Source organism: Paenibacillus sp. FSL P4-0338 (genome assembly GCF_038002365.1).
In the GTDB taxonomy this organism is placed as follows: domain Bacteria; phylum Bacillota; class Bacilli; order Paenibacillales; family Paenibacillaceae; genus Paenibacillus_AQ.
The window spans coordinates 706,386-731,763 of sequence record NZ_JBBOCG010000002.1; the positions used below are offsets into that span (position 1 = coordinate 706,386).

Below are 25,378 nucleotides of genomic sequence, written 5' to 3' on the forward strand. Positions count from 1 at the left end.
TATCCTGCTGCGCCCAGTGAATAGAGGTATGGTCCATACCAAGCACTTCAAAGATATGCTTTTGTACATAGGTATAGTAGGGCTCACCGCTCTGAAGCTCTATGTCTGCAAATGGGGGGATCTACAAACGTGTAGTAGTTTACTATGGTAAGGAGTGAAATTTTATCCATGGATTATTCGAAGTGCTTTAAAGAGGTTATACAGAAATATCCTTTAATCGACCCTATCGTGGAATTTATTCGTCATAATGAAAATATTACCTACAAAGTAACAGAAAAGGGATCGGAAGATACCTACTTGTTGCGTATGCATAAACCAATCACAAAAAACATGCAGGGTTTACAAAACACACGTGAGGCGATTCAATCAGAACTAATATATCTGTTAGCTTTGTCGTCTCATTCGCAAATCCCTGTTCAAATCCCTGTTTCGAATCTAGAGGGTGAGCTTGTAACAAGCGATGTCGTTGAAAGCGAAGAAGTGCATTGTTCCGTATTGAAATGGATTTTTGGAGAAACCATGTCCAAGGGAGATTTCACTAGTAAGGAAATGGTTGGAACCTTCGGAAAGTCTATTGCAGAATTACATCAGTTTTCGCAGGGTTTTAAACATGATTCAAGTTTCATAAGACCCGAATATGGGATAGAGTCGGTAAATATCATGTTGAATAAACTGCGATCAGGCGAAAAAATGGGTGTTATCGCCACTGAAGAGTTTCAAATTCTTGAAAGTGCCATTTTGCTGGTAACCGACCGTATGAAAAATTGGGCCAAATGTTTTGAGACATGGGGATTAATTCATGGTGACATTCACTACAGCAATTTAATCCGTTCATCAATGGGAATTTCATTCATCGACTTCGGATTATCGGGGTTCGGATATTACGCAAGTGACGTCGCTATGGGTGCCCTATTTACTAAAAATGAATTAAGGGATGAGCTACTTTCCGGCTACACTAGTGTTGCGTCAGGAGAAATGGACATCGCACAGTTAGAAGAATTGATGTTCTTGAATATATGTGAACTCTACGCGTTTAGGCTAAGTACAAAAGAAATGCATGTGTGGATACGTGAACATATACCAAGTCTGATTGAACTTTGTAAGTCTTTGTTGAAAGGCAAGGCAGTTTTTTATAACATCAATCAAGTAGGCCTAGCAATCTAGAGAAGAAATCTAAGTAACATAGCCGATTGGCATCCTCTTTCTGTTGCCCACAAATTACCACGGACCTGTGACCAAATGCTATTGACCTAACGGGTGACGATAGTAGAATAACCGCTCAATCAACGTGAGCGGTTATTCTATTGGATCACAGTTGGTGCAGAAATGAACTTCAGAAAGTCCAGAAGAAACTTAAAGAACTTCAACATGAGCAGTTAGAACTCGTCCGCCATCTAACTCGCCAAACGATTGATGAAGATACATTCAAAATTAAGCACTCCACACATGTGGAGTGCTTGGTAAGGTTATATCGGGAAGATAAGCGGAAAACGCAGATCAAAAATGAGAGAAACATTCAGATGACGAATGGAATTCTAAAGGGCATCAACGGGCTTATTTAAAATTGTTGACAATTGGTATATTTGCAATTTATACTAAAACCATCCATTTACAAGTGGCATTCATCGTAGTTAAGTAGAGCATTTTCAGCAGCGCTTCATCGCTTGGGAAAATGCTTTTTTTCTTTAGTTGCTTAGCGATGTTGACGATGGTAACCCTCGGACATTTCCGTCGTTGTACTCTTCGCGTCAAGCTTTTCATGTCCTGCACCGTGTGATATTCCGCCTCCAGCATAAATTGCAGGGTCTCTGCAAACAACTCTTTCAGTGCGAATGGACATTGTCCATCGTTTTGAGATTACTCTCCTTCACAAGCACTTTCACTTACTCATCACTGAATATCACCATGTATGCCATCCTCTCTAACCAGCCTTTCTAAAGATTATGGAACGGAGGAAACATGATGTCTAGATCAATTGAATATATCTTGAGAGATGAAATTTTTGCTGAGCTTGAAATCGATTATCCAGATGATCACGATACCAATTTGTTGGATCAAGGGATCGATTCGGCTGGCTTCATCAAGCTTATTGTTTCAATGGAATCGAAGTTTAACATCTCGATCCCTGATGAGGATCTGTTGTTTGAGAAGTTCTCCACGGCTGGATTAATCCTTAATTATTTGACCGGGAAAACGATATGATGACTATCATTCAGCGTGTATTTATGGAGGCATGTGACCGCAAAGAACATATTATCCTTCAAGATATAAAGCAGCACTGGACTTATGCAGAGGTGATGACTGAAGCATACTTGATTGCTTTATATATAAAGAAGAACTTTGATCTTGAGGCCGGAAGTCATCTTGCAGTATACACAAATAATGAGCCCTTGTTCATTACTGCAGCGCTTGGTATTCAGTTCTGCGGTCATGTACTAGTGCCGGTTCCTTACTCGGCTTCCAAAACTGAAATTGAAAATATTCTTAATGCCAGTGACGTCAGGCTGGTTATCAGCAAATATGCACAACCTGCGCATTTAAATTGTGATATTCATTGGGTTACCGCTCAGGATTTATCACAAGAGCCGATGCCTTCGTTCGAATCGATCCCGTTAACGAATCCGTCCGATTCCAATCCATGTGCGATTCTCCTTCCTACATCGGGCACAACCGGAAAATCTAAAATCGTTATGTTATCCCATAGGAATGTATTAACGAATGCGCTGGCACATGGCGAAAAGGTCGGTTATACGGATCAAGATTCGTTTCTTGTCACGATGCCCGTTCATTTCAGTTCTACAATTGTCACGCAATTGATTTCTTGCATGCTTCATGGAACCCGAATTATACTTATCAGCTTGCCCTTGCTGCCGCGCACAGCTTTTAGACTGTTTCAGAATAAGGCGGTCACGGCATTCTCAGCGGTGCCTACGCAATTGATGCAGTTTGTTTCCGATTTTCATCAGACAACAAACTGGAGTGCCTTTGATTCTATTGAATTTATTGTGATTAGCGGTGCGGCGATTCCCGCGAAATTAGTAGACCATCTTCAGACTGTGTTTCCCAAAGCGGATATTATTCAAACCTATGGATTAACTGAAGCTTCTCCGCGGGTGAGCATGATGGAACGGGGAGACCGCAGCCTTTCCTGTGGGTCACCCGTCAGTGGCGTTTCTATTCGGCTTGTTGACGAAGAAGAGAATGAGGTTAAAGGAACTGCTGCTACAGGAGAAATTTGGGTCAAGGGCCCGAATGTGATGCTTGGTTATTACAAAAATCCGGAGTTAACGAACGTTACCATTGTTGATGGTTGGTTAAAGACAGGAGATTTGGGATATTGGAATGAATCAGGGTGTCTCATACTCACAGGCCGAAAGAAAAATATCATTATATCAGGCGGTATCAATATCTATCCGGAAGAAATCGAGGAATTTATATATGGCTTGAAAGAAGTGGAGGAGGTCATGGTTGTTGGTGTGCACGATGATCTATTAGGCGAAGTACCCATAGCATTTCTGAAAGTTTTTGAAGAATGTCTGGTTGATATAGATGCGCTGACACAACATTGCAACTTGCATTTGTCATCGTATAAAGTGCCTAGACAATGGAGGATTATAGATGACATTCCAAAAACAAAAACAGGAAAACTGGACAGGGCAAGTACAAAGCGCTTATTGCTAAATGAGTAGGGGGAAGAAGAAATTGAAGAATACAACCCAACCATTGGACAAGGGAATATTACCAATAAGTTATCCGATGATTACAACATATACGCAACATGCCCATCTCTTGTCCATTCTTACCCATTACGAGTGCGCACACCCATGGATATTTAGTAATTATATTCAATTATATATTAACAAAGATTATAAGCATCATTGGGGAGATTTTTATTTCCCTCTGACTTATGAGCTGCGGCCTTCAGATGCGTGCAAATGGATTACGACTCAAAAGATACATAGAGATACTGTAACAACTAAATGGGACTCTGTTATTCAATTTATTATAGAAAACATTAATGCTAATAATTATATCCACACCATGGTGAATTATTTCTACGTGCCATTAAGTGATCGATATAATAGACTCCATTTGCATCATGACATATTTGTATACGGTTATGATTTAAATAGAGAGATATTGTATGTTTCCGATTTCTTTAAGAACGGTGTTTATAGTCAAGCTGAGATATCATTTACAGATTTCAATCTTGCGTTCAATACTAATCATCTAACAACCAATCATGATTATCTAAGAGAAATGGTTTATCTGTATACATTCAATGATCAATATCAGGATAAATTCAGTGCAGATACTCTAGTGAATTCTATAAGAAACTATTTCACTAAAAAAACGCCGGAATATTGGGAGATGTCCAACTATGGCGGCGACAGGGATAATCTTGACTTCGGCATCCAAATATACACAACTCTATTAAATTATGTGAAAGAGACAACGGAAAAAAAATCTGAACTTGATATAAGACCCTTTCATTTACTTTATGATCATAAGAAGTTAATGACGTTAAGACTCAAGTATTTGTACCATAATCGTCATCTAATTAGATTAAATCAAGAGCATATAGACGAATGCATATCAATTGAAGTGAAGGCGAGGATACTTGTGAATGTAGCGCTCAAATACAATTTGACAAGGGATATAAGTATTTTAGAAAGCTTACTTACGCTGATAACAAATATAGAAAATGAAGAATCAATATTCCTTGAACGATGGCTGAAGCAGGTAGCCATTCAGTAATGTCGAGGGAGTAGCCCCACCCGAAGCGGGTGGTGATCTAGCTATTGAAGGGAGTGATGCTGGGATTATAGGCTTTGCTATCACCAATCATAAGCAATGGGGGGGATCTTTATATTCATTGTATTAACGGGAGTCGCAGGCTTCATCGGTTCCAACCTTGCCGAGAGGCTGCTGCGGGAAGGCCATACCGTTATCGGTGCCGATAATTTTCTGACCGGGTCCACTGTCAATATTGACAATCTCCTACGGTCGCCGAATTTCAAGTTTATCGAGCATGACGTCATTTATCCGCTCGCAGTTGAAGGACCTGTCGATTGGGTGATGCATTTCGCAAGTCCTGCCAGCCCGCCCAAATATTTGTCCTATCCGATCGAAACGATGAGGGTCAACAGCGAAGGAACGATGCATCTGCTGCATCTGGCCAAAGAGAAGCAGGCCGCTTTCTTCTTGGCTTCAACAAGCGAGATCTACGGTAACCCAACCGTTCATCCTCAGCCGGAGAGCTATTATGGCAACGTGAATTCGATTGGAGCAAGAAGCTGCTACAACGAAGCGAAGCGGTATGCAGAGGCGATTACCTACTGGATGAACAGGAAATACGGCATACCGGTAAGGGTCATTCGGATCTTCAATACATTCGGCCCGAAGATGGATTTATATGACGGACGTGTCATTACCAATTTCATTAATCAAATCATGTCCAAGCAAAACCTTACGATTTATGGCGACGGCAGACAGACGAGAAGCTTTCAGTATATCGACGATTTGCTGGAAGGGATTATGAGACTGCTGGGCACCACGTATGAACAGCCGGTCAATTTGGGGAATCCGCAAGAAGTCACCATACTTGAAGTCGCCCAATTATTGAAGGAGCTCATGAAGTCCAACGCGCAGATCGAGTTTCTCCCGCTACCGGAAGATGATCCCAAGAGGAGGAATCCGGATACTACCATTTCAAGGAAGATCATAGACTGGGAACCGGCGATCAGTTTGCATGATGCACTCGCTAGAACGATCCATTATTACCAAGGTCAATATATCCATTAAACGGGAGGTTCCTATGCAAAAACAGATCATAGCGATGATAAGCGAAGTCAAGGACGACGCCCAGCTGGCAATCAGCTTGAACGGGCATTCCAGCATCATGGAAGACGGGGGATTGGACTCTTTACAGCTAATTACTTTCTTATTGAAGGTGGAAGAGCGTTTCGATATTGAAATCGATTTCGAACAATTCGACTTTGAATGCATGGAATCGGTTACAGCCTTCTGCAATTATATCTCGGAGCTGCAGAAGACGACATCTGTATGAACGATAGACGCAAATCCGAGCTCATTATCGGGATGTTTGACGCGGAACGCTTCTGGCGTGACCCTAATTTAGCCAAACTGCCGTCGGTTCACGATCCTGAAATGGAGAATGTCGTGATGGCCATGGATGAGCTGCTTTTCCCATTTTGCGAGGGCCAGGATAGGCTTATTACCCGTTATCGAATGAACGTTTGCCATAAAGCGTATTTGCATGAGATCGGATTTAAATTTTTTTCCAATTCAACCGATCTTGAGAGTCCTGATGGAGGTAGTGCAGGCAGAACCGCCAATATATTCGACCTGCTCACCTCAGCTGATCGAGTGGAGGACATGGATCCATATTGGCTGAAGGGAGCCCGGTTGTCGCCCTTTGCCGTCATTCCGGGGGCGGATCGTACTGCAGCGCGTTACGGGCTGGAACAGGATTGTCCAGCTGTCGAGACGGTTCAGAAGGTCAACTCGAAGCTGTATTCAACCGAATTGAACCGTCGCCTAGATCTTCAATGTGACAGCCAGACGGTCTATTCCCACGAAGAGCTGCTGTCAAGCGGCTTGGCTTTGCTGAAACAAGGACCCTTCCTGATCAAAGATGAGTTTGGGGTATCCGGGAAGGGGAATTTGCTCATCGAGTCGGAAGCGATTCTGCAGCGAGTCACATCCTATCTCGCCGGTCAGTGCAGAAAGGGAAGAACGGTTCGGTTTATTATTGAGCCGTTCCTTCTCAAGGAGCTGGATTTCTCCTGCCAATTCCACATCGATCCGGACGGTACGTACCGACATATCTCCGTGCAGCAATTAGTCAATCATAATTTCGCTTACCAAGGCTCCTATACTGCCGACGACAGGCTGCTTCATATGCTGGACGAAGCGGAGTACTTTGATGTAATGAAGCTGACGGCTCGCGAGCTTTACCGGTCTGGTTATCACGGCGACGTATGCGTTGATTCGATGCTGTTGAGAGAAGGCCGCATCGTTCCAATCGTTGAGGTGAATGCAAGAAGATCGATGAGTCTGATCAAACATTATGTTGACCGATATCTCGAGAAGCACGGTACGGCCGGGAGCATGACGCATGCGACCTTACAGTTTGCATGTGATGTATCCTTCGATCAATTGCTGGAATCACTGGACCGCGAGGGTGTTCTATATAAGCCTGATCGGGGGTTCGGCATGCTACCGTTAAGCGCGAATACGCTCTTTATTAACAAAGTCGTCAGCGAGTGCAAGGGGATCCGGAATAAGCAGGTGAAGGGCAGATTGTATTATTCGTTGATTGAGGGGAAAGGGGATAACGAACGATTGTCCGCGAAGGTTAATGAGGTGCTGTCGTCGTTATCCTTCAAGATCGCCCGCTGATGCAGTCCGAAGAGCTTGAAACCATGAATGGAGGAAGAGAGTTATGGGTAAGCGAAAAGTAACGTTTCTATGCTCCGGTTTCGGTCTGGGGTTCTATATTCCCGGCCTGTTAGCTGCAAGAGATTTCGAGAAAAGGGATATCGCGACGGAAGTGCTCGTGTTCGAAAGCTATTTGGAGAAAGACAAGAGAGATCATATTGCCGACAGCAGGAAGGCTTACCACAATGATTTCGCACTTGCCAATTTTTCGGCCCGAATGCCGATGGATATCCAGGGCAGCATAGATTACGCCCAGGTTGAGCTATTGCTGGAGGCGTGGAAAGCGGAAGAACGCTACGAATTCATATCGCTATCCGGACACTGGGTCTATATTCTGGATTTGTATAGGGAGAAGATGCTGCCGAATCGAATTCATGTAGACCTGCTCTACGTCGATTCAGATCTGGCCCCGTCTTGGAAGAGCCTGAAGAAGTATCATCCTCGCTATGAAGAGCATTATTACAATGCTTCTCTCTATGAACCCGGCAAGATGGAGATTCGATGCGAAATCCCGGTTCCTCTGGGTATGCCACTGCCCTTCGAATCAAGGAAGCGGCGGCTTGTTGTTCATGGCGGCGGCTGGGGGATGGGCACTTATCAAAGTAAAGTTCCAGAGCTTGTCGGCCATAACTACGGGCTTGATATCGTAGCTTATGATTGGAAGGAAGCGAAGCCCAATCATAAGCTACGATATTGGATGAACGATCCGGAGTGGTGTGCATGGGTGAAAAGCGCAAACGGCCTGCACGAGTTTCCGCCATACATCGAAATAACGGGAGAAGATACGAATTCATACGCGGCTAAGGTTGATCATCATTGGTTATTCGACGTCGCTTCGGAGGCGATGGCTATCGTGGCCAAGCCGGGAGCGGGCACATTGATTGACTCGCTTGCATCCGAAACCCCTCTTATTCTGCTGGAGCCGTTCGGAAGTCACGAGCTTAGCAATTTGGAATTATGGGAGTCGCTTGGGTTTGGAATACGCTACGAGAAGTGGCGGGAGATGGACTTTTCCGTAGATGTCCTTAAGGAGATGCATCAAGCGATCAAGAACAGACCCGGAGAACGGACGAATTATGTAGATCATTATTGTGCGAGAGTCGCGTTAACGAAGGGGTAAGAATTCAATGGCAGAAGGGGTTATGCGATGAGCGTAAACAAATTGAGTGTTGCCCAGGATACGACAAGCTATCCGAGATGGATCGTCTTGCAACTGCTCGAGGAGTGCAATTTGCGATGCAAGATGTGCTATGAGTGGGGACTCGAAGGACCCTACAAAAGCAAAAAAACGTTAGCGCAGCTGGACCCGGATCTGATCAAAAAGATCATCGTAGAGTGCAGTCCCGGCAAGCCGTATTACGATTTCTTCGGCGGCGAGCCGCTGATGTACCCTTGGCTGAGCGACATTCTCGCCATGATCAATCATTATGGAAGCAGAGCGGACTTCCCCACGAACGGCACATTGCTTGAGAAGAATGCCGAGATGCTTGTCGAGACTGCGCCCAATAAGATCTGGGTGTCGCTCGACGGCCCTGAGGTAATCAACGACAGGCAGAGGGGCAAAGGCGTATTCAAGAAAGTGATCAAGGGGATTGAGAAGCTCTATGAGCTCCGTCAAAGCAAAGGCAAGCAATTTCCGAAGATGGGCGTATCCTTTATCATTACGCCCTTGAACTATATGTACATCGAGGAATTTTTCTTTAAGCATATCGACTTGTCGATGCTGGACCATATCAGTATGGAAGTGCAGCTCTATGCCACGGAAGAACAGTATGCCCAATATGTGGATGTTCTTAGAGAGGAATTCGGTGTGCATGAAGCTCCGTATGCCAAGGGGATGGTCTGGCGGGATATCAGTTCGTTCAGCCAGATCGATATTCCCGAATTGACGAGACAGCTCAATAATGTTAAAGCGTATTGCATAAAAAATAGTATCCATGTGATCACCTATCCGAAGACGATAGATGAACTGAATTTGCGTAACTATTTCTCGGGGCAATTCGATCAGATGGCTGATAAACGAAGACAGTGCTCCCTTCCATGGGTTTATGCGGAGATTACGGCAAGGGGCGATGTTTCGCCCTGCCATGCCTTCTATGATTTGACCTTCGGCAACGTGAACGAAGAGAATTTGGTGGATATCTGGCGCAGTGACAAGTACAAAGAATATCGCGCGTATATGAAAAAAAATATGCTTCCGATTTGTACGGCTTGTTCAAGGTATTATATCTACTGATTCATGACCTATTACGTTTAAGAAGGGTGTGTTGATATGAATCCGAAATCTGAGATTAAACATTCCGCAAAGGATTTGCATATTTTAAAACGTACCATCAGGAATACGATGGAAACCAAGCGGAATATAGAGAAAATAGCGGGTTACGCGACACCGTTGCCAGAGTCGGTCGGGATTAAACTGACGAACCAATGCAACTTGCGCTGCAAGCATTGCTATCAATGGAACGACACCGGCTACCATCACTTCATGACACCGGAGCAGCAGCGGGAACAGCTCGACTACGGGCTGCTGGAGAAGCTGATCCTTGAGACGGAACCCGCCAAGTCGAGACTCTATATCTGGGGCGGCGAGCCGCTTGTATACAGCCATTTCGACCGTTTGGCTGATTTGCTTGAAGCCCATCCCCGTGAGACGACAATCTGTACGAATGCGGTGCTGATCGAGCGAAAGCTGGATGCCTTGCAGAGAATCTCCGATAACCTGGAGCTGCTCATCGCGCTTGACGGATTCGAAGAAGAGAATGATGCGCTTCGCGGCAAAGGGGTATTTGGCAAGGCGATAGATGCTATCCGGATGCTGGTCGAGCTGCGCAAGGAGAACAAATTCAGAGGCAAAATTTCGATCCATACCGTCGTTAACGATGGTATGACCGACAAGCTGTACGATCTGCTGGACTTTCTGGAGGGTGTCGGCGTAGATCTGGTCATCGTCTGCTTCCCGTGGTACATCTCGGACGAATGCTCGCAGGGGATGGACGATTACTTCAACCAGAAGTTCGACTTCCTTCCGGCGAGCGGGCACAGGGGCGAACGAAGCTGGCATGCTTTTAACTATAAGCTCGATCCGGAGCGTATCCCTGCTCTCATGAGCGAGTTGGACCGGGTGAATCAGCGGGTCTGGAAAATGCGCTTGCGCTACCAGCCGAATCTGGATCAAGACCAGATTGAAGATTTCGTGCTCGGCAAAGAGGTGGAGGGCAAAGGCACGATGAACAAGAAGTGCCTGGCGCTCTCGAACCGCATGGACATTACGCCCGACGGAACAATTATCGCGTGCAAATTTTTCAAGGAGTTCGAGATCGGCAAATTACAAGAAACGTCTGTACAAGAATTATGGCATAGCATGAACTACAGAAGGATAAGGGAAATGATGGACGAACGACTGACACCGGCATGTTCCAAGTGCAGTGTCTTGCATTTGCACGGTGTTTAACTATTCTAAATTCACAAATGAGGTGCGCAAGTGGGTATTATCCAGGTGAAAGAATTATCCAAAAGTTTCAAGTACTACGAAAAAGAACTGGGACTCAAAAAATCGCTCAAAAATTTAGTGAAGCGTAAATCACTGATCAAAGAAGCGGTTAGCGATATATCACTTGTAATCGAGCAAGGCGAGATGGTTGGATTCTTAGGCCCGAACGGTTCCGGTAAAACGACAACGCTTAAGATGCTGTCCGGGATCTTGTATCCGACAAGCGGGCAGGCGACGGTATTAGGCTATGTCCCTTGGGAGCGAAAAAAAGAATTCAAGATGCAGTTCTCGATCGTGATGGGACAGAAATCGCAGTTGTGGTGGGATTTACCGGCGAATGAATCGTTATACCTGAACAAATGCATCTATGAGGTCGAGGATGAGTCCTACAACCTTATCCTGGATGAGCTTACGGAGATGCTTGACGTTAAAGACTTGCTCAACATTCAGGTGCGGAGGCTTTCGCTGGGGGAACGGATGAAGATGGAGCTAATTGCGTCGCTCATCCACCGGCCCAAGGTGATTTTCCTGGATGAGCCTACAATCGGACTCGATCTGATTTCGCAGAAGCGCATTCGGGAGTTCCTGAAGTATTATAACCAGCAGACGAAGGCAACGGTCATTCTGACAAGCCACTACATGGCGGATATTGAGGATCTGTGCAAACGAACGATCATCATCAATCAAGGGAAAATCGTATACGACGGCGATCTCCGGCGTGTGAACGAGCTGTTTCATGCCAAAAAGATTATTAAGCTGCAATTTACGGACGAAGTGCCAAGGCAAGCGCTAAGCGACTATGGCGTTATTACTCAACATGACGGCCTGAATGCCGTCATGGAGATCGATAAGCATGAGCTTCAGCGACTTTCCAAGATGATGCTGGACCGGTTCCCGATCCTTGATTTCACAGTTGAAGATATACCTGTCGAGCGAGGCATCGAAAGCTTATATCAGAAAGATGAGGTCAGACATGAAAGTCTTGCAGAAGTATAAAAGGACGTACATCCTTGCGCTTCAGAATGCGATGGAGTATCGGACCGATTTCCTGATGAGTATTATTAGCGGCGGCTTTATCATACTCGTCCAATGCTTCCTCTGGACAGCCGTGTTTCGCAGCTCGCCGCAAGAGATTATTAACGGCTATTCTTATTCACAGATCATCATCTATTCCGTGTTGTCCGGCGTCGTCTCCAAGCTGGTTTCTGCCGGCTTCGAAGGGGAAATCGCGAATGATATCAAGACGGGTGGACTGAGCAAATTTATCGCTCAGCCCATTCATTATTTTAGCTATCGGATATGCAATTTTTTTGGTGGAAAAACGGTTCAGACCGGGGTTGTCCTTGTCTTATTCGTCATACTGATGACCGTGTTTACTCAGATTTGGGAGTTTCAGCTTAGCGCGGGGCAGATCGTTATGTTTTTGATCAGTATTCTGTTCGGACTGCTCATCAACTTCCTGCTCTTTTATTCAATTAGTGCGCTCGCGTTCATCATTACTGAGGTTTGGGGCGTATTTATCGCTTTCAACCAAGGCGTCTATCTGCTCAGTGGCGCCATCTTTCCGCTTAATATTTTCGGAGATACGTTTGCTAGAATCTCCAGCTATTTACCGTTTCAGTATGTTGTATTCTTCCCGGTTAAGATCATCAACGGGAGCTTGGCGATTCATGATATCGTGAGCGGGCTCCTCTTGCAGGCGGTTTGGGTAATTGTGCTGTTGATCATTTCCAAGTTGTCTTGGGATTCCGGAATGAAGAAATATGTAGCCGTTGGAGGTTAGATCTGTGAGTATCCGCTTGAGTGAGATTCGGAAGCATGTACGTATGTTTTTTATTTTCGCAAAGAATAGCCTGGTCGGTTACATGGAATACAAAGCGAATTTCTACTCCGGTTTGATCATGGAGACCGTATTTCTGTTTTCTAAGCTGATCTATATCATTTTCGTTTACCAGCTAGGAATCGAAATTAATGGAATTTCTCCTGACCAGATGATGATCTTCACCGGGACCTATACGATTATGATCGCAATCTATACAGGATTGTTTATGGATAACTTTTATAGATTCGCCGGCCATATCCGCAACGGGACGCTGGACCTGTATATGACGAAGCCGCTATCGCTGCAGTTCATGATTTCATTCCGGAACGTTAACTTTGCGTTTCCAATTCCGAACCTGATCGCCGGGATCACGATGATCGTACTGGCCTGGCGGCGTCTTGGCATCGAGCCAAGCCTGATCCACTTGGCCGGATATATCGGGGTGATCTTGAGTAGCACGATCGTGACCTACTCGGTGCTTCTGCTTCCGCAAATTCTGGCCTTCTGGACGGTGAAGTCCGGTGCGATCTTCGACATACTGGACAAATGTTGGGATTTGAACAATATGCCGATGTACATATACCCCAAATGGCTGCGGAGAATAGGGCTGTATGTCGTGCCTATCTTGTTTATCACCAACATGCCGTCAGTTTATTTGATCGACCGGTTGGACCTGTTCCTTGGGATATGGATTTTTGTAGCTCCTGTGATATCGCTTATAGTGGTCAGGCTGTTCTGGAAGCTGGCCGTCAAACACTATGAGAGCGCCAGCAGTTAGAGAGAAATGCCAAAAAAATAAATTGTTGAGAAGGTGAATTGGATGAGCAGGATGGAGCAAAAGAGCCTTTCGTCGGAGACAGAGGCCACCGCAAAGAAGCGGCTGGACAACGGGATTGAAATCTATCAAAACAACGAAGGTGAGACTGAGTTCCTCTACAACGAGATTTTCCAAAAGGAGATGTATTTCAAGCATGGGATTACGCTCCCGGATAATGGCACGGTCATGGACGTCGGTGCTAATATCGGCATGTTCACCCTATATGTCAGCAGCAAGAGCAACTGCAGGGTGTATGCGTTTGAGCCACTGCCTCCGACATTTAAGCTCCTGAAGATGAATACGAGCTCGCTGCCTCGAGTAACAACGGTTAACGTTGGGCTTTCCAATGAGATCAAGGAAGCGGAGTTTGCCTATTTCCCCACGATGTCCACGGATTCTGTCCAGATCAAATACCGGGAGAACCACGATCAGGATCTCCGATACGGGTTAATCAACCATTACCGGGATCAATTCGCCGACCCGCGCATGCTAAACCGGTTTGTCGATCAACTTATGTCGCCGAAGCTCTTGAATGAACAAATCCATCGCTGCAAGCTAACTACGATCTCTGAAATGATCCGCTATTACGATCTGAACCCCATTGATCTGCTCAAAATCGACGTGGAAAAAAGTGAATTTGAGGTGCTGGAAGGCATCCATCCAGAGGATTGGGGCAAAATCAGGCAAATTGTAATGGAGGTACACGGACTGGACGGAGAACAAATCAGCAGGCTTGAGAACATCTTCCGAACCAACGGCTTCAATATCTCGATCGATTACTACGAAGACTTGAATATCCCAAATTACTATAATGTGTACGCATTGAATCAAATGCATATATCGGCTGGGTGATAGTCATGCTACAGCATCTGCATGCAAGGTTGGTATGCTCCAGCTGCAAGGGCGAGCTGGCCCAGTCGGATGCATTGCTGCGATGCCGCAACTGCGATGCGGCATATACGATCGATAATCGTTATGTATCGATGCTCGACCGGCGTGAGCAGTTTGTCCACCCGTCTGATTGGAAGCGTAAAGAGGGCGAAATTCGAGATTATAGCGAGATTTCGGATTCCTTTGCGCTTTCCGGCATAGGCCGATTCGCAACCTTCTTAAACTATGGTTACGTCTCGCAAGGGAGTGAGCAACATGCGGTGATCGAGCCCGACGATGTATGGAATAGAAATTCAGTCAAGCTGCTGCTCGAGACGGTGGGCAGGACGGCGATTTCGGAGCGGCAGGTTATCGACATCGGATGCGGCAGGGGAGGGAACATAGCAGCTTTGTATAAATATTTCAAGCCTCTGTCTATTGTCGGTCTCGACATCTGCCCGGCGAATATTGCGTATTGCAGTGCCAAATCCAGAGGGGGTGAATCTTTCTATCTCGTCGGCGATGCGGAGAATATACCGTTTGCAGACGAGAGTTTCGATATTGTATTGAATATGGAATCCGCGCAAGCCTATCCGAACCGATCACGCTTCTATGAAGAAGTGTACCGGATAATGAGAGTTGGCGGTGTATTTCTGTATACGGAGCTGATGCTGGAAGATCAGGTAGCGAAGAACGTGAGGCTTTTAGAGGAAGCAGGTCTGTCTGTAATCCGCAATCAGGATGTGACTTCGAATGTCCTTCTATCATGTGATGAGAATGCAAAGCAACGTACTGGCCCACAAGGAATTGCGAACAATGCCAACGTGAGCATGAATAATGGAGATATCAGTGATTTCATCGCATTGCCCGGCTCGAAGAAATATGAAGAGATGAAGGCTGGGACGCAGCAATACCGTATGATGAACCTTGTTAAGAGGTGACATAGCCGTAATATCGACAATAATTTTAGGTTAGGAGAAATATTGTATGGAAGATATTATTTCCCTGGACACCTTTCAACCCTTCGACGGCATGACCAAAATGTTTCCTCATCATAATTTTCCATACTTTAGTTGCGACTACAATTTGTATTTAACGCTTGCCAGATATTTCGAAAAAGATGAACTGCCGATTTTGAATAATGTGATTAGTATTTATAGATTTAATGAACAAAAAATACAAGCAAGAGGATATTTCAAGTTAGAGGTATTGGAGCTTCAGGAGGGAGATCAGATCCTTGAGGAAATGGGGATCTCTGTTCGTAAAAAATCCCCTGCACTAGATACGTTACAAGATGAGATCATAAGCTCTATTTCCAGGGGGCATCCGATTTCCATTTTTATTGATTTATTCTATCAACGCGGGAGAGACTTTTACTATAACAAAAAACATGGACTGCACCCTGTTTTTGTCCATGGCTTTAATCTTACTAACGATGAAATATATACGGTTGATGATATTAAAGAATACAGACAATATTCTTTACCATTTTCAGAATTTAAATTGTCATGCCTGAGTTCGGAACATGTGAAAATGCCAAACTATTTTTGGGAATATGCACTAGTGTCCCCCACTGATCATGATAGCTTGAACAATAAGAGGTTAGCACAAAATAACATCAATAAATTTATAGAAAATATGTGCAGGTATCAAAATGAAATAACGGAAAGTTTAAATAATATATTGTTGTTGGCAGAAAATTACGAGCTCATTATAACAAATGAAACGATTATAGAAACACTAAGCAGTACTATTTATAGGAAATGTTCTGAGAAATACAGGTTAAATACTCTCTATAAGTATAACCTTGATCATATCAATGCAAAAGATACGCTTGACCCGTTATTGGACCAAATTATTAATGACTGGAAGGCAGTAAGGTTCTATTCGAATAAAGCCATCATGTCCCAAAAGTTCACTGGGGAAATAAAAGACAAGTGCATTGGTTTATTCACAAAAATATATACGAATGAAGTGCATTTTAATCATCATTTTTATTTAATGTTAAAGGCTGCGAGACTGTAAAGCTGAACCAGCAATGTGAGTCAGGTAACCGAGTAGAGCATCAGATAGACCGCATACCTTTGCGAGAGGGGGCGGTCTTTTTGTTTTTGCCTATAATCCATTGCCATACCATATTCCCTGTTTCATGGAAGGATCGGCTGGGGAATGTGTCTATTTTCGTAATATATTAAAATCATTCGTGCATTACCCGTATTTAGACTTTCGCTTCGTGTTGTTAATATGAAAACAGTTACAGCCTAATCATCCGCTTTTGTGAATGCGTTTTCAAACTTTGTCTGCCAATGGGTTCAGAGGGAGGTGCGGAATTGACTGTCAAGCCAGACTTGGCGTAATCAAGGGTAAGAATCTCCATAAGAAAAGGAGTCAAACTTAGATGAACAGTAGAAAATATGTAATCAGCATCTCCCGCCTTCTCGTCATCATCATGTTGTTCTCCATCTTCACGTATACTCCCGTCCCGGCTGCTGCGGCTGGAGAGGAACCGTCCGTTGAACTGAGCGACCTCATTGCTGAGGCCGAGGCTCTAAAAACCGGCAATGCGGAGTTCCCGCTCCAAGTCAGCCATTCTGTGTATGGAGCTGTCTATGGTTCTGACGTGCAGCAGGCTTTTCCTTGGGTGCATGTTGATGAGCTCCAAGCTCTGAATGATGCGATTGAACTCGCACGTAATGCGAACACTCCCGATGGCGAAGCTATTGCAGCACTTAAAGAAGCGATAATGAATTTCACCAAAAATATTAAGTCAGACGGCTCCGATCCGTATTTCCGTCTTGATCCGGGTCCGGGTAAGGTTTCTGTAAAAGTTACCGCGCCCACTAATACCTGGACGGCTAGAACTCCGCTGGACAATCGTGTTCCCGCTGACTTTGCCGGCGGCACATTCAAGACGATAACGTATCCTTTTGCAGATGCCCAAGGTAAAGCGGAAGTGCTTCAGATTAATTACGCCCACAACGGAAAAAGCACCTTCGGCGGCATAAGTCTGGAATCCCCGTTGTCCCCGGCCGTCAATGTCACAGTGGGTTCAACGATTGAATTCGATGTCTACTATCCGAAGAGTGCGCAAGGCAAATTCATGAGATGGAGAGTCAGAAATACCAATGAAAACCTGGACAGCTACCTCAGAGATTACCAGTACAATAACCTGAACCCTGACTGGGTGGGCAGCTACAATGGTGAATCCTGGCTGAAGGCGCATCACAGTATTACCGCATCAGCTGGAAATTCCTCGAATTTCATTCTTGAGCTGCATGGCGAGAATGCCCGTCCTGAAGAAACTGGTATGCTGCTGGTCTCTAACATCGAGATTACCGCACCAGATCCGAATGGCGAGGCCCTTTCGAACGTAGTTAACAAGGAAAACCAGAGTGCCGTAGCGCCTCTAAAGAGTGTGTACAATAAGAAAAATGGCCTGTTCATGGTCGGCGCGATCGGCACCGGGCCTGTAACCGGAACCAGAGCCAATCACTATGAGATCTTCGTCGACGGCAACAATCTGAAGGCCGACGGCACGCATCCCCGTGGTCCCGAATGGCTGAAGAACGTGAACGGTGAGGCCATGAAAGGCGCAACCACTGCCCCTGGCTTAGAGGAATACAGCTTCCCGACGAACGCTTATCAGGCGATCCGGGATTCGGGAACTCCCGGACAGTACAAGTCTCACGGTCATGTTCTGGCTTGGTATAACCAGGCCCCTGGTTGGATGGCGCAGATGATCCCTGCAAGCCTGCCCTCCGGGTATAACGGCAGTGCCGAGTTCTACGGACTTGGCAACGGCGTCACGACTACGGTTAAGGTAGACAAAGAAATGGCGAGAAGAGTGCAGTTCAACCACACCATGTATGTGATGCGGCACTTCCTGACTACAGATACGAAGTACGGGTCCAGCGAAGCCCGTGGCGTCATTCCGTTCAATTCGTGGGATGTGCTGAACGAAGAGGTACACGAAAGCCGCCACAGCGAGATTTCCCTTAAGGATTCGAACAGCTGGAGAACGAGCCTGAAGCATACCAACTGGCTGGTGGCCATGTCCGATGATGAGATTGGCGGCGACATCACCGATCATTACGTGTACCTGCTGTTCAAAAATGCGCACATCGCGGCGCCCAACGTCAAGATGGCGGAAGCTTACAAAGCCAATTACGCTAACCTTCCGGAGTATATGAAGCTGGATGGACACGACAATAAAGGCAGCATTGACAGCTACATCGTTGACAATCCTCCGAAGCTGACGTACAACGATTACGGGCTTGCGACCCGCAGTAAAGCCAGAACTGTATACAATATGGTTCTCGAATTAAATACCGCATGGCGCTCCGATCCGCTGTATGACGGAAGACCCCTGATCGAAGACATCGGAATCCAGGGACATGATATGGTAGGTAAAACCCTTGCAAGCGACAACCAGTATGCGATGGCCCTCTATGCCTCTCTCGTTGACCGGGGCCTGCTGTCGGGTATTACCTATTCAGAGCTTGATCTTAAGGTGCCGACCGATGCCCCTGGAGGAGGCGCAACCGCTCCGGCAGTGCTTAATGTCAGACAGTCGGACGCTCTTGGTTATCAGTACGCACTGCTCTACAAAATGTTCAATAAGTTCGCCCCGTATATCGACCACATCATCAGCTGGGGCGTGAGTGGTTCCGGATGGCAGGGGAGCTATGTTCTGTTTGATGGCCAAAGTAATGCGAATGCCGGGTACTATGGCGCTATGAAGCCGGACCGGTTCCTTCTGGGACATTCGTATCTGGAGGATTATTTTGCAGGCGAATATCAGGCCATCGGGAATAATGCTATCGACCTTGGCGATCTTGGAGTCTATACACCTAATAGCGTGAACGCTGACCTCAGAAGCTTGTCCTTGAGTGCAGGAACACTCGAGCCAGCGTTCAATGCGTCCACCACAGAGTATAATGTGTCCCTGAAGGATGTCAGCAGCATGACCGTGACAGCAGCGGCGGCAGACAGCAGGTCAACCATCAAAGTCAACGATACGGTGGTTGCCAGCGGTGCAGCTTCCGAAGCTATAACGCTGACACCGGGCACCAAAACAGATATAAAGGTTGAGGTCACAGGGGCAGACGGCAGGGTCAAGACTTATACCCTGAAAGTAACCAACAGTAAGACAGAGACTCCGTCCACTCCCGAACCTGGAACACCATCACCATCACCTGAACCAGCAACACCTGAACCAGCAACACCTGCGCCTGCAACGTCTGCACCTGGCAGCTATGCAACGTCTGCACCAGCAGTTTCTCCAACACCAGCAGCACCCGTTGTAGAAGGTCAGAAAGTAACCATGCAGGCAACAGTGAACAATGGGACTGCATCAGTTAAGGTATCGGATCTGGCACAAGCAAAGGAATTCATCGGGAAAAATGTGACGCTGGACATCCCTGCCGTGCAAGGAGTGAATTCATACTCGGTAGGCTTGCCTGCTGCAGCACTGACCAGCGGAACCAAGGATAACAAACTGACTGTTTCCACCGAATTCGGTCAGGTCGTCATCCCCGGTAATATGTTGACAGGCACACCTGAAAGCAGCAGCAAGGAAGTAGCGCTGGAGATTGGAAAAGGTGACAAGGCCAGGCTCCCGGCGGAAGTAAAAGAGGAACTAGGCGATAGACCGATCATTCAGCTTAGTCTTAAGGTAGATGGCAAAGAAACAGCCTGGAGTAATCCCGGGGCACCTGTAACCGTATCCGTGCCCTACCAGCCGTCTGCGGACGAACTGAAGAATCCGGAAATGATAGTTGTGCGGTATATTGACGGAAGCGGGAAGGTTATGACCGTACCAAGCGGACGTTATGCTTCCAAGACCGGTATGGTAACCTTCACAACCACTCATTTCAGCGATTTCGCAGTAGCTTATGTATCCAAGACATTCACAGATCTCGGAAAAACAGCATGGGCCAAAAATGCGGTCGAAGTCCTTGCATCGAAGGATATTCTCATGACAGAGGGTCAGGTATTCCATCCGTCAACGGATATCACCAGAGCAGATTTCCTGTATTCCCTGGTCAGAGCACTTAGGTTGACTGCGAAGACAGATGGCAATTTCAGCGATGTACAGAAGAATGCTTACTACTATAATGAACTTGCCATTGCCAAAGCGCTTGGAATTGCGAATGGCCTGGATAACGGCAGCTTCGGCAGCGGTCAGAAGATCACCCGGCAGGACATGATGGTGTTGACCGAACGGGCCTTGAAGCTGGAGAAAAAGCTGAATACCCAGGGTACAGCTGCGGATCTGCAGAAATTCTCCGACAAGTCCAAGGTGGCTTCCTATGCAGTGAACAGCGTAGCCGCCATGGTGAAGGAAGGGCTTATCCAAGGCAGCGGTAACAAGATCAATCCGGCCGGCAACACCACCAGAGCAGAAGCGGCGGTCTTCCTCTACAGATTGTACAATAAGTAAAAGCTTCTTATAGGAACAAGATATGCTTAAAAGACCGCACTCCTTTGCCGGGAGGGCGGTCTTTTGGCGTTTGAATTAAAGCAAATGCCCGCCAGACACTTCAATGTCCTGGGCTGTAACCCATCCGAACTCATCAGACAACAAGCTCACAATAACCCTCGCTATATCTTCGGGGTGGCCGATTCTGCCGAATACAGATTGCTCCGCCAGCGGCTTAATGAATTCGGGATGTTTATCGAATACTCCATCGCCGAAATTGCTGTGCGTAGGACCAGGCGACACGGCGTTGACCCGAATTTGGCGCGGTGCAAGCTCTTTGGCAATGTAGCGGGTCCAGGTTGAGAAGGCTGCTTTTAACGAGCCATAGACGGAGTAGCCCGGAAATGATTGATTTTTGGATGAACTCGTGGTATTTACAATAGCTCCGGCGTCCTCCATGAATCCGGCAAGCTGCTGTGTTAGAAAAACCGGTCCTTTGAAGTTTGTATTCAGAATCTTGTCGAAATATTCTTCACTCATCTCAGTGAACAGCATGGGTCCGCCAATACCGCCATTATTCACCAAGTAATCAAAGGTTGTCCGGTTCCAAATGTTGTGGAGACTCTCTTTCACTTCTAGAATAAAGCCTGCAAAGGTTGATATCTGCGTCAGATCCAGCTTCAGTGCGACTGCCCGGACACCTGCATTTTTCTCGATTTCCTGTACGACATCTTCTGCACGGTCCTTATAGGAATTGTAGGTGAGAATGACGTTAATTCCACGCTTGCCAAGCTCCAGCGCCGTCGCTTTTCCAATGCCATTACTTCCACCCGTTACTATCGCAATTGTCATAAGCTCCTCCTTGTTTTGTGTTCGGCCTGGTTCTAATTGTAGCGGCAGCTGACATATCCAAATAGACCTGAAAGTGCCTATTGATTGCCTAAAAGCACCATTCGTGTGATAAACTATGTGCATGAAAAATGTCCTTGAAGAAATAATGGAGCTGATGAAAGATGCGGGCACCAGGCAGATGGATACAGGAGTACCGGGGCTAAGTATGATTAAAGGAGCGATCCCCAATCATCAGCTTGCAGCGCTGTACGAGCCGATGATTGGTTTTACGGTTCAAGGAAGAAAGATTCTATCCATAGGGGGGCGCAGCACAGAACTGGCAGGACCATCTTATTACGTGTTACCGGTACATGTTCCTGCAACGGCGGTTGTACATCCAGACCGCTATGGCCATCCTTACATGTCCCTTGGTCTCAAGTTGAATCAGAATGTTCTTCAGAGTCTGCTAAGAGATCTCCAGGAGAATCTATTACCGGCTGCTTCCGGGCCATTCGCAGCTTGCGACATGGATATTGAATTGATGGAGGCTTGGCTGCGTTTATTGCGATTATCCAAAGCGTCAAGAGATATTCCGGCTCTTGCACCGGCTTATGAGCGCGAAATCCTGTATCGCGTACTGATGGGACCACAAGGAGGGAATCTGAGGCAATTTGGTCAGCGGGAAAGTGATTTGTCCAGGATATCTCAAATTGTAAAATGGTTTCGGAGTAATTTTATGAGGCCAATAGACATTGGTGAGCTGGCATCGAAATCGGGAATGGCTATAAATACCTTTCACCGGCAGTTTAAACGGGCTACGGGGTTAAGTCCTATTCAATTTCAAAAGCAATTAAGGCTCCTTGAGGCCAGAAATCTCATTGCCTTCGAGGGCTATCCAGTAGCAAGTGCCGCATATCATGTTGGCTATCAGAGTCCCTCTCAGTTCAATCGGGAGTATTCCCGCTTCTTCGGTGCATCTCCAGCCCGGGACACGGAGAGCCTAAGACGAATTGAAAGCATGAGGGATTAGAAGGTCATGCCAAGAGCCGTGGGAAATGCAGGAAGTCACTCCTGGGCTCCCGCGGCTGTCCCCGCTTCATAGAATAACGCCGGCTGCTTGCCGAAAAGCTTGTTCAGTGTCTCCAGCACTTCCACTGGATTGTCCTCGTTAAACTGAGTAATGGCAACGCGCAGAGCGGACAACAGCATCGCCGTGCGGACTTGTATAAAGTACTGCCAGTTCCTGTAATCCAAGCCGGTTCTCTCTTGAACGAAGTTCAGTTTTTGACTGAGAATACTGGCAAGCCGGGTTTGAAATTCTCCGTACAAATTGGCTTCGATAATCGATAAAAAGAACTCTTTTCGGCCAAAACAAAGCTCAAATAAATCCATGACCATCGCGTTAGGGTCGGAATAAGGGCCGGTACTCCTTAATAATTCAGTGAAGACGGATTCCATCTGGTACAGAACCACATCTGACTTGTCGTCAAACAAGCGGTAGAAGGTCGCTCTGCCGACACCGGAGGTGTTGATGAGGCTGGTCACGGTGATGTCGCTATAATCATGCTTTCGCATCAATTCCTCCAGGCCCCTACAGACCAGTCTGGCCGATTGTGTCTTCCGTTTATCATTGCCAATACGATACATTAGCCCCGCTCCTGTTCCACTTCTTGATCTTCCATTGATCACATTCATACTTATGATATATTTGTATCATAATTTAGCCCCATCATACAACGGATTAAGAAAGGTTAACTCATGAAGAATCAGATCAGGAAAAGCGTTCTGAAGACCGGTGGATTTACACTGCTGTCCGTGCTCCTGTATGGAATTGTGCTTCTGCTGATGATCAGCAGCGGCGAACGCTGGTATGCATATCTGATACTGGCAGCCTGTATCGGGGGGCTAGTGTTTGTGAGAAGATCGGCCTTCTGGCACGGATGGCGCGTCCCGCTCTGTTGGGTCATCGCTCTGGCCGTGGCTTGGACAGGTTTGTTCGCAGGGCAGCCTTCGCCCGTTACCGGAACCTACACCGGACTCCAGCTGGAACAGCCAAGCGCGTCCTATGAGCTTTTGCTGAATAACGTCACTATTGTGGATACGCGCACCGGCGGCTTAGCTTCGGGCATGAGCATTCTGTGCGCCGGCGGGGTAATCAGGGCCATTGCGCCAATGGGCACGCTTGAGGCGGGTGAGAATACCAAGGTTGTAGATGCTGCGGGGAAATACGCCGTTCCCGGCTATCTGAATATGCATATGCATGTCATCGGGGACAAGCATACAGACGAGACGATGGAGAGTCTTTTGGCTAACGGGATCACAGGGTTCAGGCAGATGAGCGGCTCGTACGAGCTATTGAAGGAATGGCATTCCGGCGCTTTTACCCGTTCCGTAGACCGGGCTGCACTCCTCACCATGCCTGGCGATGTGCTGACACCGATCAATGCGCCGACGCCTGCGGTTGCCGCTGAGTTTGTCCGGCTGCAAAAGCAGGCAGGGGCTGATTTCATCAAAGTGGGCGGCGTTACACCTGAGGTGCTCCAGGCCATTCAGGCGGAAGCAGACAGATTGAATCTGCCGGTTGCGGGACATGTGTTGTCCGATATGGATTTAAAGGAGGCCGCCAGGCAGGGGTTCAAGAGTGTGGAGCATTTCGGCATCAACAACGGGAGCCTGATCTCAAGCTCCACGGATGAAGAGAGGCTGCGGGCGCAGGAAAAGAGCGTACCGGCAATCACGGGAAATCCGGTTTTTGTACAGCTTATGAAGATCAAGGGACTGCGGGATTTCGTGAATGCTAAGGTTCTGGAGACGGCCATCAAAACCTCAGGCGGCAAAGAGGATGAGGCGGAGCTGATGCATATCATCAATACGTATAGCGGGGAAAAGGCTAAGGAGCTAGCCGATGTGTATGTACAATACAATACCTGGCAGAGTCCGACTATGATACGTATGCGGTCTGGCCTGTTCTCCAATAGTAGTGAAGCAACCGCCCAGGGTCTTTACGATCTGTACCTGAAGCTCGTCAAGACTTATGATACGGAGGGCGTCAAGCTGCTGGCGGGTACAGACGGGGGCAGCGGAGACAGCTGGCAGGTTGCGGGCTATTCCCTTCATGAGGAATTCGACGAGTTGGAGAGAGCCGGCATCCCGCCGCTGCATGTTCTTCAGATGGCCACGCTGAACGGGGCTGAATTTCTGGACCGGATGGACGATCTGGGCACCGTAGAAATTGGAAAAATCGCCGACATGGTCCTTTTGGATGCCAATCCCATTGAAAGTGTACAAAATCTTCATAAAATCAATGCTGTGATACGGGCCGGTGCTTATCACGATAATCAAATGCTTAGTTCGATTAAGCAAAGGCTGGGAACGAAATGAGCAGCAAATGCCTCGCAAGTGCAGCTGCGTCTTCGGACTTGTGCTCACAAGTTTGTTAACTACTGTTAACATCCGGGCGGTAGGCCTCAGGCAAACAGGATACGACAAATAGACCGCACACCTTGCTGGGGGGCGGTCTATTTGCGTGTATTGGACTGCAGCGCTACGATAAGCAAACCAAAGGTTAGCATCAGCATGATTGCTTCAAACACTGTAAATGCTTAGTTACAATATGTAAAGAGCAGCCCCCATTACGGGAGCTGCTCTTATTTGCGCTTGTTC

General features: G+C 46.8%; 21 protein-coding genes and 2 pseudogenes. 19 read left to right on the plus strand and 4 right to left on the minus strand.

Annotation, left to right across the window (positions count from 1 at the left end; translation table 11 throughout):
* Nucleotides 1-168 precede the first annotated feature (168 nt).
* Nucleotides 169-1,164: a phosphotransferase enzyme family protein gene (locus tag MKZ07_RS27120; RefSeq protein ID WP_036693187.1), complete on the plus strand. Its 996-nt coding sequence runs from the start codon at nucleotides 169-171 to the stop codon at nucleotides 1,162-1,164.
* Between the two features lie 426 nt (nucleotides 1,165-1,590).
* On the opposite strand, the pseudogene MKZ07_RS33660 reads toward MKZ07_RS27120, so the two are convergent.
* Nucleotides 1,591-1,735: pseudogene (locus tag MKZ07_RS33660) on the minus strand (IS256 family transposase); the annotation flags it as partial.
* A 227-nt stretch (nucleotides 1,736-1,962) separates the two neighbouring features.
* Here MKZ07_RS33660 and MKZ07_RS27125 point away from each other — a divergent pair.
* The 16 genes from MKZ07_RS27125 (at nucleotide 1,963) to MKZ07_RS27200 (ending at nucleotide 20,905) form a co-directional block, all read left to right on the plus strand.
* Nucleotides 1,963-2,202 carry an acyl carrier protein gene (locus MKZ07_RS27125; protein WP_036693181.1) on the plus strand — a complete coding sequence of 80 codons (240 nt, stop codon included), beginning with the start codon at nucleotides 1,963-1,965 and terminating at the stop codon, nucleotides 2,200-2,202.
* On the plus strand, nucleotides 2,199-3,689 hold the full coding sequence (locus MKZ07_RS27130) for a class I adenylate-forming enzyme family protein (RefSeq protein ID WP_083677988.1): 1,491 nt from the start codon (nucleotides 2,199-2,201) through the stop codon (nucleotides 3,687-3,689). Before MKZ07_RS27125 ends, MKZ07_RS27130 begins: the two co-directional genes overlap by 4 nt.
* 13 nt (nucleotides 3,690-3,702) lie before the next feature.
* Nucleotides 3,703-4,758 carry a hypothetical protein gene (locus MKZ07_RS27135; protein WP_341028680.1) on the plus strand — a complete coding sequence of 352 codons (1,056 nt, stop codon included), beginning with the start codon at nucleotides 3,703-3,705 and terminating at the stop codon, nucleotides 4,756-4,758.
* A gap of 96 nt (nucleotides 4,759-4,854) precedes the next feature.
* Entirely contained in the window at nucleotides 4,855-5,805 is a 951-nt protein-coding gene (locus MKZ07_RS27140) for an NAD-dependent epimerase/dehydratase family protein (protein WP_341028682.1), read from the plus strand.
* Between the two features lie 13 nt (nucleotides 5,806-5,818).
* On the plus strand, nucleotides 5,819-6,070 hold the full coding sequence (locus tag MKZ07_RS27145; protein WP_036693173.1) for an acyl carrier protein: 252 nt from the start codon (nucleotides 5,819-5,821) through the stop codon (nucleotides 6,068-6,070).
* Nucleotides 6,067-7,425 (plus strand): hypothetical protein, encoded by a 1,359-nt coding sequence (locus MKZ07_RS27150; protein WP_076158535.1) that lies wholly within the window; start codon nucleotides 6,067-6,069, stop codon nucleotides 7,423-7,425. Before MKZ07_RS27145 ends, MKZ07_RS27150 begins: the two co-directional genes overlap by 4 nt.
* Before the next feature lie 43 nt (nucleotides 7,426-7,468).
* Nucleotides 7,469-8,584 carry a hypothetical protein gene (locus MKZ07_RS27155; RefSeq protein WP_036693168.1) on the plus strand — a complete coding sequence of 372 codons (1,116 nt, stop codon included), beginning with the start codon at nucleotides 7,469-7,471 and terminating at the stop codon, nucleotides 8,582-8,584.
* Nucleotides 8,585-8,611: 27 nt separating this feature from the next.
* Nucleotides 8,612-9,700 carry a radical SAM protein gene (locus tag MKZ07_RS27160; protein ID WP_036693165.1) on the plus strand — a complete coding sequence of 363 codons (1,089 nt, stop codon included), beginning with the start codon at nucleotides 8,612-8,614 and terminating at the stop codon, nucleotides 9,698-9,700.
* 36 nt (nucleotides 9,701-9,736) lie between these two features.
* On the plus strand, nucleotides 9,737-10,915 hold the full coding sequence (locus MKZ07_RS27165; protein ID WP_036693162.1) for a radical SAM/SPASM domain-containing protein: 1,179 nt from the start codon (nucleotides 9,737-9,739) through the stop codon (nucleotides 10,913-10,915).
* 30 nt (nucleotides 10,916-10,945) lie between these two features.
* Nucleotides 10,946-11,950, plus strand: coding sequence for an ABC transporter ATP-binding protein (locus MKZ07_RS27170; RefSeq protein WP_036693160.1), 1,005 nt, complete (start codon nucleotides 10,946-10,948; stop codon nucleotides 11,948-11,950).
* A complete protein-coding gene (locus MKZ07_RS27175; RefSeq protein WP_179090472.1) occupies nucleotides 11,928-12,737 on the plus strand; it encodes an ABC transporter permease in 810 nt (269 codons plus the stop codon). Before MKZ07_RS27170 ends, MKZ07_RS27175 begins: the two co-directional genes overlap by 23 nt.
* A gap of 4 nt (nucleotides 12,738-12,741) precedes the next feature.
* Nucleotides 12,742-13,554 (plus strand): ABC transporter permease, encoded by an 813-nt coding sequence (locus tag MKZ07_RS27180; protein ID WP_036693155.1) that lies wholly within the window; start codon nucleotides 12,742-12,744, stop codon nucleotides 13,552-13,554.
* A 42-nt stretch (nucleotides 13,555-13,596) separates the two neighbouring features.
* Nucleotides 13,597-14,445, plus strand: coding sequence for an FkbM family methyltransferase (locus MKZ07_RS27185; RefSeq protein WP_036693153.1), 849 nt, complete (start codon nucleotides 13,597-13,599; stop codon nucleotides 14,443-14,445).
* 5 nt (nucleotides 14,446-14,450) lie between these two features.
* Nucleotides 14,451-15,404 carry a class I SAM-dependent methyltransferase gene (locus MKZ07_RS27190; RefSeq protein WP_051493300.1) on the plus strand — a complete coding sequence of 318 codons (954 nt, stop codon included), beginning with the start codon at nucleotides 14,451-14,453 and terminating at the stop codon, nucleotides 15,402-15,404.
* Nucleotides 15,405-15,450: 46 nt separating this feature from the next.
* Nucleotides 15,451-16,488 (plus strand): hypothetical protein, encoded by a 1,038-nt coding sequence (locus tag MKZ07_RS27195; RefSeq protein ID WP_341028691.1) that lies wholly within the window; start codon nucleotides 15,451-15,453, stop codon nucleotides 16,486-16,488.
* Nucleotides 16,489-16,861: 373 nt separating this feature from the next.
* A complete protein-coding gene (locus MKZ07_RS27200; RefSeq protein ID WP_341028692.1) occupies nucleotides 16,862-20,905 on the plus strand; it encodes an S-layer homology domain-containing protein in 4,044 nt (1,347 codons plus the stop codon).
* Nucleotides 20,906-20,980: 75 nt separating this feature from the next.
* Here the strand turns inward: MKZ07_RS27200 and MKZ07_RS27205 are convergent, their stop codons facing one another.
* Nucleotides 20,981-21,736, minus strand: a complete 756-nt coding sequence (locus MKZ07_RS27205; RefSeq protein WP_341028693.1) for an SDR family NAD(P)-dependent oxidoreductase — start codon at nucleotides 21,734-21,736, stop codon at nucleotides 20,981-20,983.
* 121 nt (nucleotides 21,737-21,857) lie between these two features.
* Here MKZ07_RS27205 and MKZ07_RS27210 point away from each other — a divergent pair, with 121 nt between their 5' ends.
* Nucleotides 21,858-22,745, plus strand: coding sequence for an AraC family transcriptional regulator (locus MKZ07_RS27210; RefSeq protein ID WP_036693145.1), 888 nt, complete (start codon nucleotides 21,858-21,860; stop codon nucleotides 22,743-22,745).
* 35 nt (nucleotides 22,746-22,780) lie between these two features.
* On the opposite strand, the gene MKZ07_RS27215 is transcribed toward MKZ07_RS27210, so the two are convergent.
* Nucleotides 22,781-23,362, minus strand: a complete 582-nt coding sequence (locus MKZ07_RS27215) for a TetR/AcrR family transcriptional regulator (RefSeq protein ID WP_341028695.1) — start codon at nucleotides 23,360-23,362, stop codon at nucleotides 22,781-22,783.
* Nucleotides 23,363-23,473: 111 nt separating this feature from the next.
* Between MKZ07_RS27215 and MKZ07_RS27220 the strand changes: the two genes are divergently transcribed.
* A complete protein-coding gene (locus tag MKZ07_RS27220) occupies nucleotides 23,474-25,096 on the plus strand; it encodes an amidohydrolase family protein (RefSeq protein WP_341028698.1) in 1,623 nt (540 codons plus the stop codon).
* 137 nt (nucleotides 25,097-25,233) lie between these two features.
* Here MKZ07_RS27220 and MKZ07_RS33665 read toward each other — a convergent pair.
* Nucleotides 25,234-25,311, minus strand: a pseudogene (locus tag MKZ07_RS33665) (putative holin-like toxin); the annotation flags it as partial.
* Nucleotides 25,312-25,378 lie beyond the last annotated feature (67 nt).

Excerpts from the sequence above, each read along its gene's own strand:
- MKZ07_RS27150 (WP_076158535.1), top strand. The coding sequence starts at position 6,067 with ATGAACGATAGACGCAAATCCGAGCTCATTATCGGGATGTTTGACGCG.
- MKZ07_RS27120 (WP_036693187.1), top strand. The coding sequence starts at position 169 with ATGGATTATTCGAAGTGCTTTAAAGAGGTTATACAGAAATATCCTTTA.
- MKZ07_RS27175 (WP_179090472.1), top strand. The coding sequence starts at position 11,928 with ATGAAAGTCTTGCAGAAGTATAAAAGGACGTACATCCTTGCGCTTCAG.
- MKZ07_RS27215 (WP_341028695.1), bottom strand. The coding sequence starts at position 23,362 with ATGTATCGTATTGGCAATGATAAACGGAAGACACAATCGGCCAGACTG.
- MKZ07_RS27205 (WP_341028693.1), bottom strand. The coding sequence starts at position 21,736 with ATGACAATTGCGATAGTAACGGGTGGAAGTAATGGCATTGGAAAAGCG.
- MKZ07_RS27200 (WP_341028692.1), top strand. The coding sequence starts at position 16,862 with ATGAACAGTAGAAAATATGTAATCAGCATCTCCCGCCTTCTCGTCATC.
- MKZ07_RS27125 (WP_036693181.1), top strand. The coding sequence starts at position 1,963 with ATGTCTAGATCAATTGAATATATCTTGAGAGATGAAATTTTTGCTGAG.
- MKZ07_RS27130 (WP_083677988.1), top strand. The coding sequence starts at position 2,199 with ATGATGACTATCATTCAGCGTGTATTTATGGAGGCATGTGACCGCAAA.
- MKZ07_RS27165 (WP_036693162.1), top strand. The coding sequence starts at position 9,737 with ATGAATCCGAAATCTGAGATTAAACATTCCGCAAAGGATTTGCATATT.
- MKZ07_RS27190 (WP_051493300.1), top strand. The coding sequence starts at position 14,451 with ATGCTACAGCATCTGCATGCAAGGTTGGTATGCTCCAGCTGCAAGGGC.
- MKZ07_RS27195 (WP_341028691.1), top strand. The coding sequence starts at position 15,451 with ATGGAAGATATTATTTCCCTGGACACCTTTCAACCCTTCGACGGCATG.
- MKZ07_RS27185 (WP_036693153.1), top strand. The coding sequence starts at position 13,597 with ATGAGCAGGATGGAGCAAAAGAGCCTTTCGTCGGAGACAGAGGCCACC.
- MKZ07_RS27145 (WP_036693173.1), top strand. The coding sequence starts at position 5,819 with ATGCAAAAACAGATCATAGCGATGATAAGCGAAGTCAAGGACGACGCC.
- MKZ07_RS27220 (WP_341028698.1), top strand. The coding sequence starts at position 23,474 with ATGAAGAATCAGATCAGGAAAAGCGTTCTGAAGACCGGTGGATTTACA.
- MKZ07_RS27210 (WP_036693145.1), top strand. The coding sequence starts at position 21,858 with ATGAAAAATGTCCTTGAAGAAATAATGGAGCTGATGAAAGATGCGGGC.
- MKZ07_RS27160 (WP_036693165.1), top strand. The coding sequence starts at position 8,612 with ATGAGCGTAAACAAATTGAGTGTTGCCCAGGATACGACAAGCTATCCG.
- MKZ07_RS27140 (WP_341028682.1), top strand. The coding sequence starts at position 4,855 with ATGGGGGGGATCTTTATATTCATTGTATTAACGGGAGTCGCAGGCTTC.
- MKZ07_RS27155 (WP_036693168.1), top strand. The coding sequence starts at position 7,469 with ATGGGTAAGCGAAAAGTAACGTTTCTATGCTCCGGTTTCGGTCTGGGG.